The organism is bacterium (genome assembly GCA_021372515.1).
Classification (GTDB): Bacteria; Gemmatimonadota; Glassbacteria; order GWA2-58-10; family GWA2-58-10; genus JAJFUG01.
On record JAJFUG010000023.1, the window covers coordinates 25,617 to 38,967 of the forward strand.

The window sequence follows — 13,351 nt, forward strand, 5'->3', positions numbered from 1 at the left end:
GTGTCACCGTGTGCTGGAGCGGCGAGAAATTCGTAGCCGGTGAAAGCTCAATGCCTTCAATCCTCTCGCAAGAAAAGAAAAAATGACCCTGGAAAAGCACCGGATACGACAGAGAGCCACTCATCACAGAGCCAGCCTTTTAATTCCGTATCTCAAGAAAATGCCTGCGAAGCTTCTGGCCTCTAAATTCCTGGCCCTTGCGTTTTTCTTTCTCCTGGTTCCCCATACGGGACATCTGGGCGTGGGGACTGTTTTCGCCCAGCAGGAGGAACAGAAGATCGTGGATGTGACGGTGGAGGGCAACGACCGCGTGGCCAACCGCCGCGTGCTGAGCCAGGCCCAGCTCAACGTGGGCGACACCTATTCCATCTTCAACATCCGGCGGGCGATCAAAAGCCTCTGGGAACAGGGCCTCTATTCGGACATAAAAATCCTGTCCGAACAGGCGCCCGGCGGCCTCAAGCTGACGATCAAGGTGAAAGAGAACCCGATCGTCTCGCGCCTGGAATTCAAGGGTAACAAGAAAATCAAGGAGCAGGACATCAAGGACGCCGTGCCGTTGCGCATCGGCGGCCTCTACTCGCCCTCCAAGCTCCAGGAATCCGTCAACAAGGTCATCGGTCTGTACGAGAAGAAAGGCTATTACAACACCAAGGTCGAGCCAGTGACCGATGACACCAAGTCGGCGGGACGGATCGAGCTGACGCTGAAGATCGAGGACGGCCAGAAGATTCGGATCAGGAGCATCGATTTCGAAGGCAACCATAATTTCCCCGCGGCCAAACTCAAGGGGGCGCTGAAGACCAAGGAGAAATCCTGGCTCAAGTTCTGGCGCGGGGGCGGCTACGAGGACGAGAAGTTCCAGAAGGACATGAGCGAGAAGCTGCCCGAGTTCTACCGCAAGAACGGCTTCGTCAACGCCCAGATCATGGGCCACAAGATGGAGTTCAAGGAAGGCAGCCGCGACGTGGTCATCCGTGTCAGCGTGGATGAGGGGAACAAATTTTTCCTGGGCAAGCTGGATGTCACCGGGAACAGCCATTTCCCGGACGATGCGGTCAAGAACGCTTTCACCCTGAAAGAGGGCAGCGTTTTCAACGAGGACAAGTTCAAGGAGAGCATCCAGAAAGTCCAGGAATTGTATGGAGATGAGGGCTACATCTACCTTCAGACCCAGCCGCTGCGCGAGTACAAGGACAGCACGATCAACGTGAACCTGGTGCTGCAGGAGGGCGAGCCGGCCACGGTGCGCAAGATCATCATCCGCGGCAACGAGAGCACGTTCGAGGATGTGATCCGCCGCCGGGTGATGGTCTATCCCAGCGACCTGTTCCGCCAGCCATTGGTCAAGGCCAGCTACCAGAACCTGGTCAACAGCGGGTTCTTCGAGCAGGATATCGGCGTGGAGCCGCGCCCGGTGGCCGAGACCAACGAGGTGGACCTGGTGTTCAAGGTCAAGGAAAAGCACACCGGCAGCGCCAATTTCGGGGCCGGCTTCGGCGGCGGCTACGGCATGACCGGTTTCCTGGACCTGACCCAGAGCAACCTGTTCGGACGGGGCAAGAGCGTGCAGCTGCGTCTGGAGATCGGCAGCCGCATGAACAACGTGGACCTGAGCTACATGGACCCGTATTTCTTGAATAGTCCGGTCTCGTTCGACGTCGGAATCTTCAACATGCGGCGCCGCTACCAGAACGACCCTTACCAGGACCTGTACAAGGGATTCTACACGCGCTTCGGCTTCCCGACACCGTTCGACAACGTGCGGATCTACACGGGCTATTCGCTCCAGGCGATCGACATCCGGGGCGACAGCACCACGATCATGAACTACCTTGGGGTGAACACAGGCGATTACCCGCAGACCTCGAGCAAGGTATCCCTGACTCTGACCCGGGATACGCGCTTCAACATCCAGCACCCCAAGGACGGGACCTATCATTCGCTGGATGCCGAGTTCAGCGGCGGGCCTTTCGGCGGCAACATCGGCTATCAGAAATACGGGATCGACACCCGCTGGTATATCCCCACCGTAGCCGAGAAAGCCACCCTGGGGTTGAAAGCCAACTGTGGGGTGGTCAACCCGTTCGGCGGGTCGAAAAGCCCGCTGCTCGATTTCCGCGAGATGTACGTGCTGGGCGGCACGGGCTACGGCCGCGACACGGATATCCACCTGCGAGGCTACGATGACCGCAGCGTGGGCGTGGGAGGCGTGCAGTACAAGCGCGGACGGGCGTTCCTGGTGGTGACGGCTGAGGAGGAGATCGAGATCACCAAGATGGTCTACGGTGTGATCTTCGCGGAAGCGGGCAATGTATGGAGCGAGCTTTCGGACATGGACCTGTCCAAGCTGAGGCGCAGCGCGGGTTTCGGTGTGCGGCTCGAGACCCCGATGGGGCCGCTGGGCCTGGAGCTGGGCTACGGCTTCGACCGGACCGATGCCTACGGGATTCCCGTTAAAGGTGGCTGGCAGCCGCATTTCCGCTTCGGACGGTTCTACTGATTCGACAATAATATTGTAATTGCAGGGTAAATATGACAGATTGTTCGTCTGGAAAAACAACACAGATTCTGTTGGAACGATAAACCCAATTCGGAGGTAGGCTTTTGCGTACGATTATTCTCTCCATTGCCGCCGTGCTCTGTCTTTCGGCCGCTGCGTTCGCGCAGGATGCCAAGTTCGGTTTCGTGCAGGTCGAGGCTCTGATCCAGAATTTCCCGGAGGCGGATGACGCGGCCAAGACCTACGAGAAAGAAGTCGAAAGCTGGCAGGCGCAGCTCAACGAGTACCAGAAGGCACTGGATGACATGCGCGAGGATTTCAAGCAGAAATCGATGCTCTACAGCCCGGAAAAGCAGCGCGAGAAGCAGGATGAGATACTGAAGAAGAACCAGGAAGCGGTCAAGTTCTACCAGGATGTGTTCGGACCCGAGGGCAAGGCCGAGAAGCGCAAGATGGAGCTGCTGTCCCCGATCTACGACAAGGTGAACCGGGCCATCGAGATACTGGGCCAGCGTGACAATTATACCATGATCTTCAACGCCCAGGGTCTGCTCTACGCCAAGGAAGGGCTGGACCTGACCGAGGAAGTGCTCAAGGTTCTGAAGACGGGTGTGGATGTTTCTCCTTCCGGTGCAAAGTCCGGAGCAGGCAGGAGCACAACGACAGGTTCGGCACCTCGTCGTTAAACAGAAAAAACTTTCCATATGAGCAGAAAGTTAGTATTATTATTACTTATGTTAGCAGCACAGGGACAGTTGGTCGCCCAGGAGGCCAAATTCGGCTTTGTGGAGGACCAGCGTATCCTGAGAGACCTGCCGGCAGTCAAAGAGGTGCAGAAAATCCTGGACAAGGAAAATTCGATCTGGGATCAGCAGTTCTACGACCGTCAGCAGTCGCTCAAGTCTGTCCTGGATTCCGTTGACACGGCCGAGAAGGCGTTTCTCGCCTTGCAGAAAGCGTTGCGGGAAGGGACCGACACCTCTACCGTCAAAGCCGATACGGTGGCGCAGAAAGATGAACTGAAGCGTCTTCTGCGGAAAGCCGAGCAGGGAAAAAAGGAAGTGGTGGGGTTCTATCGCCGGATTTACGGGGACAGCGGCCTTCTCAAACGCCGCAACGCGGAGCTTAGCCAGTCGGTGCTGGAGCGGGTCAACCGGGCGATAAGCGAGAAGGGGAGTCAGCTTGGCTTCACCGCGATTTTCGACTCTTCAGTGCTTTTGTACGTTGATCAGGAGTACAACATCACCGACCAGGTGATGGAGGCGCTGAACATGCAGACGGACCAGAAAGCGCGCTGAGACAGGAGTACCAAAGTTGCCAAAGTACTGTTTGGGTGAGATAGCCGAAAAAGTGAACGGCAAGGTCAGAGGTAACCCGAACGTTGAGATATCGGGAGTGGCTGGTCTGGAGGAAGCCCGCGACGGGGACATTTCGTTCCTGGCCAACCCCAAATACCTGAGCCGCCTCGGAAGCACCAACGCCGCCGCGGTGATAATAAGCGAGAACAACGGGCATGTGCCGGACAAGCGGAACTATCTGCTGGTCGACAACCCGTACATGAGTTTTCTCCACACCGTGGAGCTGTTCTATCCGCAGAGCCGCAATTTCGTTCCCGGGATCCATCCCACCGCGGTGGTCGACCCGAGCGCAACTATAGAGGCCGGGGTGTATATCGGCCCGCTGGTGGTGGTGGAGCCGAATGCCCATATCGGCGAGGGCAGCATCCTGCAGGCCCGCAGCTACGTGGGCGAGTATTCGCGGATCGGCGCCCAGACCCGTCTGATGCCGGGTGTGACTGTCCTGGACCATGTCACAGTGGGACAGCGCTGCCTCCTGCAGAGCGGGTGCGTGCTGGGCGGGGACGGGTTTGGGTTTGTCTGCGACCGTCGCGGCGTGCAGCAGAAAGTGCCCCAGGTGAGCGGTCTGGTGCTGGGCGATGATGTCGAGGTGGGGGCCAACACCACGATCGACCGCGGCACCCTGGCCCCGACCCGGATCGGCAACGGGGTTAAGTTCGACAACTTGGTGCATATCGCGCACAACGTGGAAATAGGGGACAACACCCTGGTGGTGGCCCAGGTGGGCGTGAGTGGCTCGACCAAGGTCGGGCGGAGTGTGATCCTGGCCGGACAGGCCGGGGTGGGCGGCCACCTGCGGATCGGCGACCGGGTCAAGGTGGGCGCTCAGGCAGGCGTTACAAAGAGCATACCGGTGGATGCCGAGGTCTCGGGTTATCCCGCTCGTCCGCACCACGAGTCCTTACGTTCGCAGGCTCTGATTTCACGATTGCCGCAGATGATTGATACTGTCAAGGGCTTACTGGAACGGGTCCGCCGTCTCGAAAACGGTTCCAAATCCAGTTGAGCCTTGTTTTTCAGCCGTGGCGTTGATAACGGAGCCTCCAGGGCCTTTGGCTCGGGAGGCCGAGTTGTAGGCAGGTGCTAAATGGATGCGCTTGCTGGTTCAGAAAATAGCAGAGATTGCCTTTCTATAAGGCTTCTAACGGATAAGGAGAGGTTGGTGAAGCAGAAGACCATAGCCCGGCCTGTCAGTTGTTCTGGAATCGGGATACACACGGGTGTGCACACGACTGTCAAGTTCTGCCCTGCCGAGGTAAACACCGGCGTAGTGTTTATCCGCACGGACATGGAAAACCAGCCGGTCATTCCGGCCCGTGTCGAGAATGTGAGCAGTGTCAACCGCGGCACCACTATCTCCAGCAACGGCGCCAAGGTCTATACGGTGGAGCACGTGCTGGCCGCGGTGGCCGGGCTGGGGATCGACAACCTGCGCATCGAGCTGGACGGGATCGAGACCCCGGTGGGGGACGGCAGTTCGCATGTGTTTGTCACGGCCCTGGAAAGCGCCGGGGTGGTCGAGCAGGAGGCGGCCCGGAAAGTGGCGGTCCTCACCGAGCCGCTCACCTTCGAGGAGAACGGCGTGCATTTCCTGCTCCTGCCCAGCGACAGCCTCAAGATCAGTTTCCACATCGAGTACCCCAACCCCATAGTCGGCTGCCAGTTCGATTCCATAGAGATCACGCCCGAGAATTTCCGCAAGTACATCTCCATCGCCCGCACCTTCGCTTTCCTGGACGACATCGAGGGGCTGAAGAAAGCAGGACTGATCAAGGGCGGGAGCTTGGACAACGCGGTGGTGATCGACAAGGACCGCATCCTCAACGACGATCCGCTGCGCTCCCCCAAGGAGCTGGTCCGCCACAAGATTCTCGATCTGCTGGGGGATGTGTTCCTGCTGGGGATGCCGATCCAGGCGCATATCATCGCCTCCAAGAGCGGGCACCCGACCAACATATCCCTGGTGCGCAAACTGCGCGAGCACCTGGCCCGCCAGGACCAGGCCGCGGCCGTGGAGGACATCTCTGTCCCGGCGGAGGGCCGTCAGCTCATCGGGCGGGCCGGTTCGGATATGCCTCCGGGTGATATCCGCGGGATGGTCATGGGGATCAAGGAGATCATGGCCAAGATACCGCACCGCTACCCGTTCCTGCTGGTGGACCGGATCCTGCATTTCGAGGCTGAGAAGCGGGTCGTGGGCCTGAAAAACGTCTCGATGAACGAGCACTTCTTCCAGGGGCATTTCCCCGGACACCCGATCATGCCGGGGGTGCTGATCATCGAGGCCATGGGTCAGACTGGCGGGCTGCTGCTGATGAACAGCGTCCCGGAGCCGGAGAACAAGGTGATGTATTTCATGAGCCTGGACCAGATCAAGTTCCGCAAGCCGGTTTTCCCGGGGGATCAGCTCAGGATGGAAGTGGAGATGATCAAGTTCCGCCACCGTATCTGCAAGATGTACGGACGCAGCTACGTGGGCGATGACCTGGTGGCCGAGGCCGAGATGACCGCCATGGTCGTCGACCGTGACCGTCTGCCGGATACGGGTGTCTGAGTGGAAGGTGGCTGTTTTGCAGACAGTAAGCTGCACAAGAGGAAACAGAATGCTTATCAGCGCCGGCAAAGCCCGGACTGGATTGTGAATTCGGCCCCTGAGTCAGGGGCCTGCCGCGAGGAAAGAAAATTGGCCATTCATCCAACCGCGATAATCGATCCCTCGGCAGAGATCGCCGGGGACGTGGAGGTCGGTCCTTATACGGTGATCGGCCCGAACGTGAAGATCGGCCCGGGCACAGTGCTCGGACCGCACGTCTTCATCTACAAGAACACCACCATCGGACGGGATTGCCGTCTCTGGAACGGGGCCGCCCTGGGCGCCGACAGCCAGGACCTCAAGTACACCGGCCAGCCGACCTATCTCGAAATCGCCGACCGCACCACGATCCGCGAGTTCGCCACCCTGAACCGCGCCACCACCGAGGGCTGCGCCACCCATGTGGGCAGCGACTGCCTGATCATGGCCTATTCGCACGTGGCGCACGATTGTAATGTGGGCGACAACGTGATCCTCTCCAATGCGGTCAACATGGCCGGGCATGTCACGATCGGCGACTTCGCCATAATCAGCGGCCTGACCTGCATCCACCAGTTCGTGCACGTGGGTGTGCATAGCTTCATCGGTGGGGGCAGCCGGGTGCCCAAGGATGTGCCGCCCTACGTGATGGCCGTGGGCAACCCGATCATGCTCAACGGCCTGAACACCGTGGGCCTTCAGCGCCGCGGGTTCAGCGAGGAGGTGCGCCTGGAGCTCAAGCGCGCCTACAAGATATTCTTCCGCAGCCAGTACAACATCTCGCAGGCCTTGGAAATCGCGCGCACCGAGCTGAAACAGCTCCCGGAGATCAAGATTTTCAACGATTTCATCGCCCGCTCCGAGCGCGGCGTGCTGGTCTGAGGTGAAGGGTCTGCGAAGTGGTGTTTGTTTGAAATAGGCAGGTTGTGTGGTGATTTGACAACAATGTCCGATTGATTCTCTTATAAAGACCTGTAGGGGCGGGCCCATGTGTCCGCCCGGGCGCACACGCGGGTGCGCCCCTGCATTAGATGCAATAGTTTTTGACCCCCTAATGGGATCAGGCCGGTCTAAAGCGCCTGATTCCCCTTCCTGCTCAGTATAACCGAAAGCCGAGGTTCCCGATGGCCCGGTTGTACGTCCTGTTCGCCGCGGTTTACCTGCTCGAAGGCGTTACCGAAGTCCCGTTCATCCTGAACGTGTACCTGAGCAAGGTGATGCAGTTCAGCCCGTCCCAGGTGGCGCAGACCCTGTTCCTGGGCGGGATGTGGTTCATCCTGCTCAAGCCGGTGCTGGGCTTTGTCGCCGATTTCTGGCGGCGGTTCAGCACGCGGGTCGCCCTGGGCCTGGGAGTCCTCTGCTCGGCGGGCGGCTGGCTGCTGATCGCACGGGCGCAGACCCAGGCCGCGATGATCGCCGGGGTGAGCCTCAAGGTGGTGGCGATCGCTCTGCTGGATGTGCTGATCGACGGGATGATCGTGTCGGTGAGCCATGCGAAAAACCGCAGCCTGATCCAGAGCATAGTCTACGCCGCCCGGTTCGGCGGGGGGATGCTCTGCGCCAACTGGGCCGGCGGGATGATCACCGAGAGCACGGCCGCGTTCACCCAGATTTATTATGTGTTCTCGCTGGCCTCCCTGGCCGTGCTCCTGCCGGTGTTCCTCTACCGCAAACGTTATGTCGAGGCGGGGCAGGCCGCGGGCGAGCCGGAAACGGCAGAGGTTCAGCCCGAGGCGGCCCTCACTTTCAGCCAGCGCCTGGGGCAGATACGCACCCCGGCCTTTTTCTGGCTTTTCGCCCTGCTGTTCCTGGTCGCCTTCGGGGTGGACACCTCCACCTTTTTCGACCCGGTGCTGGAGGAGCGGTTCAGCGGCGAGTTCCTGGGGGCGATCACCACGGCCTACTATGTGGGTATCCTGGCCGGGATCGGGGCGTTCCCCCTGGCGCGGCGGCGGTTCGGGATGCGGCCGGTGTTCGTGGCCTCGCTGATCGGCTGGTCGCTGGTGGAGATATCGTGCCTGGGGATACAGACCTGGAACGGGCACGGGCTGTATTTCCTCGGCGGGTTTTTCAACGCCTGGAGCAGCATCGCGCTTTTGACCGTGGCCACGGCCATGTGCAAGATACGCGGGGTGGAGACATTCGCCTTTGCCACGGCGGTCTCGTTCAAGAACCTGATGGACCAGAGCAACGTGCTTCTGGGCGGCTACGTGATGGAGTGGCTGGGCCTGACCTGGCTGTTTGTCATCTCGGCGCTCTGCGGGCTGTTGCCGTTCCTGGTGCTGCACAAGCTGGCGTTTGAGGAGGTGTAGGGTTCGCATTTTTAAAGATTATATGATGAAATAAGGTGATATAAAATCATATGGGAAAAGTATTTCAACATAACGAAGGGGTGACTGAGGCTGAAAGATATTTGCAATATTTATGCAATAAAACATTTTTGTCTATGTGGAGTTATCCTGGATTGTTTAAAAGTCCAGGGAAGGAATTGTGTGATTTGTTGGTCGTTTTTGATAACCACATAATCATTTTTTCAGATAAATATTGTAAATTCCCGGAAACTGATTGTCTATCAAAGGATTGGAGCCGCTGGTATAAAAGAGCTATTGAGAAATCAGTGTATCAGGCTTGGGGAGCAGAACGTTGGATAAAGAATTTCCCAGAAAGAATTTTTACGGATAGAAAAGCAAAAGACAAATTGCCATTTTTGCTACCGGATATCGGAGATGCAAATATTTCACTAATTGTTGTAGCCCATGATGTGGCAAGGAGATGTGCTAAGGATTTGGGAGGTAGCGGAAGTTTAATGATACGATCCGATTTGGATGGGATTCAAAATGTTGCTAAGCCTTTCTTTATAGGTGATTATGATAAATCGAAGACTTTTGTGCATATTCTGGACGACATTACGTTAAACGCTATATTAGGCAAGCTCGATACTATTGCTGATTTTACCTCATATTTAACAAAAAAAGAACAGCTGTTTAGGTCGGATAAAATAGTTATAGCGGCGGGCGAAGAAGATTTATTAGCACACTATCTTGCTAATATTGATAGAGACGGTATGCATGGTTTTGATCTGCCACCGAGTGTGAATTTAGTGGATTTTCCTGAAGGACTTTGGTTTGGCTTTATACATAGTGATACATTTAGAAAGCAGCAAGAAGAAGATACTATAAGTTATTTTTGGGATGATCTTATAGACAGATCAAGTAATCATGCATTCGATGGCACACAATATTTTGCAGAACCTTCTGGAATACTATCAACTGAGAGAATCCTTAGACTTCTCGCAAAAGAATCGAGACTAAGTCGACGGGCTTTGTCAAAAGCATTTATCGATCTCTTGAACAAAACGCCTTCTGATAAGCAAGCCACACGTTACTGTTTGTCTGGTGATAAGCGTAACTCTGGGACCACATATGTGTTTATGTTATACCCCAGGAAGGAAGATATAGAAGATAAGGAGTATAGAGAACAAAGGAAAGCGCTGCTAAAAGCTTTTTCTTATATTGCAAAAATGCGGATACCTGATTCAAAAAATATTATAGGTATTGCTACAGAATCGGGAGAACACATTGATGAAAGATCAGAAGACCTGCTTTATCTTGATGCATCCAATTGGACAAATGAGCAACAAGAAAGCACCAGACAATTAATGGATGATTTTAAGCTTAAATCATATGTCAAAAAAAGCAAAATCATCGAAGAAGAATATCCGGATGTTACTACATATGACAAAGTACAGGATGGGACAATACGAGAAAGCCTAAATAGAAACAAACCATGCCCTTGTGGCTCAGGGAAAAAATACAAAAAATGCTGTCAATATAATAATATGAATACTTCTTAATTGTAAAAATAGCGTAATGATGTTCTTGTAGTCTCACTTTTTGCTCAGTTCCACACACCCCGTCGGCTGCGCCGCCACCCCTCTTTTTAGAGGGGAATAAAAAGCACCAATTTCCAACCTGTCTGCGAATCACTGGATGTGGCAGTAAAAATCCCCTCTCGAGAGGGGTGCCCGCCTTGAGGCGGGCGGGGTGTGTTACGTATGGAAAACTGCTATCAGACTTGTTCCGGTGGCGGTTTTATTGTTTCTGAGACAGCACTCCTTAAACCCCCGGAAGGAGCGGCGGCAGATGGGACGCATACTTGCCGTTTTCGCATTCCTGTTCCTGCAAGCCGCCCTGGCCCACGCCGAGCCTGCCAAAGCCACGTTCCTGCCGCACGAGCTGATTTTCGACAGCCAGGGTCACACCCTGGCCTGGTACCAGCCGGGCACGCCCGGGGCGGCCTACGCGCATGTCTGCGGCCTGGCCGTGGACTTCCTCCTCAAGCGCGTGCCGGTGGAGCCCACCTCCGGCCTCAAGCTCTATTTCGTGCACCCCGAGTTCAGCGGCCCCGCGCAGTCGCCGGACTACGACAAAGGCACCACCGGGCTGGACTGGACCCACAACCCGGCCTGCACGTTCGCCGGGTTTGTCCAGAGCCTGGCCCTGGACTGGCGCACGTTCTCGGGCGACAGCTCCTGTCTGCCCCTGGTGCGCGAGTGCCTGGACCACGTGCTGAAGCATGGCACCACGCCCGCCGGCTGGCCCTGGCCGAACTGCCCCTACGCAAGCTCCGACCCGCGCAGCCCGGTCTACCAGGGCGGCACCCGCTGGGAGATTGAGCGCCGCGGCGACGGCCTTCACTGCATCGAGCCGGACAAGGTGGGCGAGCTGGGAGTGGGCTACCTCCGGTTCTGGCAGGTCACCGGGGAGGAGCGGTTCCTGGCAGCCGCCCTGGACTGCGCGGATGTCCTGGCCGGGAAAGTCCGCGCCGTGAGCGCGGACACGGCCCGTTTCGCCGTGGACTACGACTGCCGCTCGCCCTGGCCGTTCCGGGTCAACGCCCGCACCGGAGCCGTGGTGGATGAGTACTGCTCCAACGTGATCGAGCCGGTGCGCCTGTTCGATGAGCTTCTGCGCCTGGACACGCGGATCGGATTGTCCGAGGAGCGCAGCCAGGCCTACTCCCGGGCGCGCGCCCTGGCCTGGGACTGGCTGTTCGCCAAGAACGGCCCCATCAAGACCTGTATCTGGAACGGCTATTTCGAGGACATCCCCAGCGACCCCCAGCGCGAGAACCGCGTGCAGGTGACCCCGATGGAGACCGCCCGCTACATTCTCCAGCACCCGGAGTCCGACCGTTTCTGGCGACGGGATGTGGCGTACCTGCTCGGCTGGGTGGCCAGCGCTTTCGGCGACAGCCTGGAGGGGATCAAGGAGCAGACCTGGTGCTACTCGCCCATGGGTAGCCACACCGCGCGCTATGCTTCTGTTTGCGCCCTGTACTATGAGAAAACGGGCGAGACGCGCTACCGGGACGAGGCCTATCATTTCTTCAATTTCGCCACCTACTGTTGCGAGGACAACGGCTATGTCTGGGTCGGGCCGGGCTGGTCCTCGTCCTGGTTCTCGGACGGCTACGGCGACTACATCCGTCATTTCCTGGCCGGGCTGGCCGCGGTGCCGCAGTGGGCCCCGGCGGACCAGGACCATATCCTGCGCTCCGGCTCCGTGGTGCAGAGCGTGAGCTACGGCCCGCAGTCCGTGGCCTACCGGACTTTCGACCCGCAGTCCGGGGAACTCATCCGCCTGCGCCGCAAGCCCAAAGCGGTCACTGTGGAGGGGGCTTCCCTCAAGGAGCGCGGCGACTCTAAGGCCGAGGGCTGGACCTGGAGCGGCCTTCCCGGCGGGGGCGGCCTGCTGCGCCTGCGCCACGACAACGGCAATACGGTCAGGATCAGTCTGTAAGCGCGGATACCGGTGGCAGAGTGCAGGCGCTGTCCGGCAACTTACTCGAACGGGTTCAACATTCACGAGCGGGGAGAGGCGAGCATGAAAGCGATGGTCCTGTTTCTCCTGCTGTCCTGCGGACTGCTGCAGGCGGCGGAAATGAAGCTGGTCTGGTCCGAGGAGTTCGACACGCCTGGGCGCCCAGACAGCACGCGCTGGGATTACGAGGAGGGATTTGTCCGCAACGAGGAACTTCAGTACTACACCCGCGGCCGCGCCGAGAACTCGTTCGTGGAGGATGGTTGCCTGGTGCTGGTGGCCCGGAAAGAGGAGTTCGCCAACCCGGCCTACGATTCCACGGCCACGGATGACTGGCGCGCAACCCGCAAAAATTCAGAGTACACCTCGGCCAGCCTGATCACCCACAACAAGGCAGCCTGGGGCTACGGCCGGATCGAGGTGCGGGCCAAGCTCCCCACCGGACGCGGCCTCTGGCCCGCGATCTGGACCCTGGGCGAGAATATCGACCAGGTGGGCTACCCGGCCTGCGGCGAGATCGATATCATGGAGAACGTGGGTTTCGAGCCGGACAATATCTACGGCACCGCACACACGCCCAAGTCGATCCGCACACAGAAAGTGAAGAACGGCGACAAGACCGAGATCAAGGCCCCGTACGCGGATTTCCATGTCTACGCCATCGAGCGCGACAGCACGAAGATCGATTTCCTGGTGGATGGCCGGAAATATTTCACTTTTCCCAACGATGGGGGCGGGGTCGATTCCTGGCCTTTCGACAACGAGCAGTACCTGATCCTCAACATCGCGGTGGGCGGCGCCTGGGGCGCGGCGCAGGGCATGGATGAGAGCGTGTTCCCCCAGCGCATGTACGTGGATTATGTGCGGGTGTACCAGGAACAGTAGTCGGCAGGGTTAAGAACCGGGCAAAGGAAAAGGGGCACGTCTTCGTGGCGTGCCCCTTTTTTTTGTCATCAGGCAAGGCCCGGTCACTTGAGCGGCGGGGCGATCCAGTCCTGCACATCCAGCCAGTGCGCGCGCATGATCTGCGCTTTCCTGCGCAACTGGCCCACCAGGTCGGCCCCCAGAAGGAACGTGTCCTCATCCTCCGGCTTGG

General features: G+C 58.0%; 10 protein-coding genes. All 10 read left to right on the forward strand.

The annotated features are described in order from the left end of the window. Nucleotides 1-160 precede the first annotated feature (160 nt). The 10 genes from bamA (at nt 161) to LLH00_02075 (ending at nt 13,140) form a co-directional block, all read left to right on the forward strand. A complete protein-coding gene (gene bamA / locus LLH00_02030; protein ID MCE5270044.1) occupies nt 161-2,503 on the forward strand; it encodes an outer membrane protein assembly factor BamA in 2,343 nt (780 codons plus the stop codon). Between the two features lie 104 nt (nt 2,504-2,607). Then, nucleotides 2,608-3,189: an OmpH family outer membrane protein gene (locus tag LLH00_02035; GenBank protein MCE5270045.1), complete on the forward strand. Its 582-nt coding sequence runs from the start codon at nt 2,608-2,610 to the stop codon at nt 3,187-3,189. A gap of 69 nt (nt 3,190-3,258) precedes the next feature. Continuing rightward, nucleotides 3,259-3,801 (forward strand): OmpH family outer membrane protein, encoded by a 543-nt coding sequence (locus LLH00_02040; protein ID MCE5270046.1) that lies wholly within the window; start codon nt 3,259-3,261, stop codon nt 3,799-3,801. A gap of 16 nt (nt 3,802-3,817) precedes the next feature. After that, nucleotides 3,818-4,867 carry a UDP-3-O-(3-hydroxymyristoyl)glucosamine N-acyltransferase gene (gene lpxD / locus LLH00_02045; GenBank protein ID MCE5270047.1) on the forward strand — a complete coding sequence of 350 codons (1,050 nt, stop codon included), beginning with the start codon at nt 3,818-3,820 and terminating at the stop codon, nt 4,865-4,867. Between the two features lie 156 nt (nt 4,868-5,023). Beyond that, complete coding sequence (locus LLH00_02050; protein MCE5270048.1) at nt 5,024-6,415, forward strand: bifunctional UDP-3-O-[3-hydroxymyristoyl] N-acetylglucosamine deacetylase/3-hydroxyacyl-ACP dehydratase; 1,392 nt, start codon at nt 5,024-5,026, stop codon at nt 6,413-6,415. A gap of 129 nt (nt 6,416-6,544) precedes the next feature. Continuing rightward, nucleotides 6,545-7,315: an acyl-ACP--UDP-N-acetylglucosamine O-acyltransferase gene (gene lpxA, locus LLH00_02055; GenBank protein ID MCE5270049.1), complete on the forward strand. Its 771-nt coding sequence runs from the start codon at nt 6,545-6,547 to the stop codon at nt 7,313-7,315. Nucleotides 7,316-7,557: 242 nt separating this feature from the next. Continuing rightward, a complete protein-coding gene (locus LLH00_02060; GenBank protein ID MCE5270050.1) occupies nt 7,558-8,745 on the forward strand; it encodes a folate/biopterin family MFS transporter in 1,188 nt (395 codons plus the stop codon). Nucleotides 8,746-8,795: 50 nt separating this feature from the next. Next, nucleotides 8,796-10,286 carry an SEC-C domain-containing protein gene (locus tag LLH00_02065; protein ID MCE5270051.1) on the forward strand — a complete coding sequence of 497 codons (1,491 nt, stop codon included), beginning with the start codon at nt 8,796-8,798 and terminating at the stop codon, nt 10,284-10,286. A 289-nt stretch (nt 10,287-10,575) separates the two neighbouring features. Then, entirely contained in the window at nt 10,576-12,234 is a 1,659-nt protein-coding gene (locus LLH00_02070) for a hypothetical protein (GenBank protein ID MCE5270052.1), read from the forward strand. An 84-nt stretch (nt 12,235-12,318) separates the two neighbouring features. Beyond that, nucleotides 12,319-13,140, forward strand: coding sequence for a glycoside hydrolase family 16 protein (locus LLH00_02075; protein ID MCE5270053.1), 822 nt, complete (start codon nt 12,319-12,321; stop codon nt 13,138-13,140). The last annotated feature ends 211 nt before the right edge of the window (nt 13,141-13,351 follow it).

Excerpts from the sequence above, each read along its gene's own strand:
- LLH00_02070 (MCE5270052.1), top strand. The coding sequence starts at position 10,576 with ATGGGACGCATACTTGCCGTTTTCGCATTCCTGTTCCTGCAAGCCGCC.
- LLH00_02075 (MCE5270053.1), top strand. The coding sequence starts at position 12,319 with ATGAAAGCGATGGTCCTGTTTCTCCTGCTGTCCTGCGGACTGCTGCAG.
- LLH00_02065 (MCE5270051.1), top strand. The coding sequence starts at position 8,796 with ATGGGAAAAGTATTTCAACATAACGAAGGGGTGACTGAGGCTGAAAGA.
- LLH00_02060 (MCE5270050.1), top strand. The coding sequence starts at position 7,558 with ATGGCCCGGTTGTACGTCCTGTTCGCCGCGGTTTACCTGCTCGAAGGC.
- bamA (MCE5270044.1), top strand. The coding sequence starts at position 161 with ATGCCTGCGAAGCTTCTGGCCTCTAAATTCCTGGCCCTTGCGTTTTTC.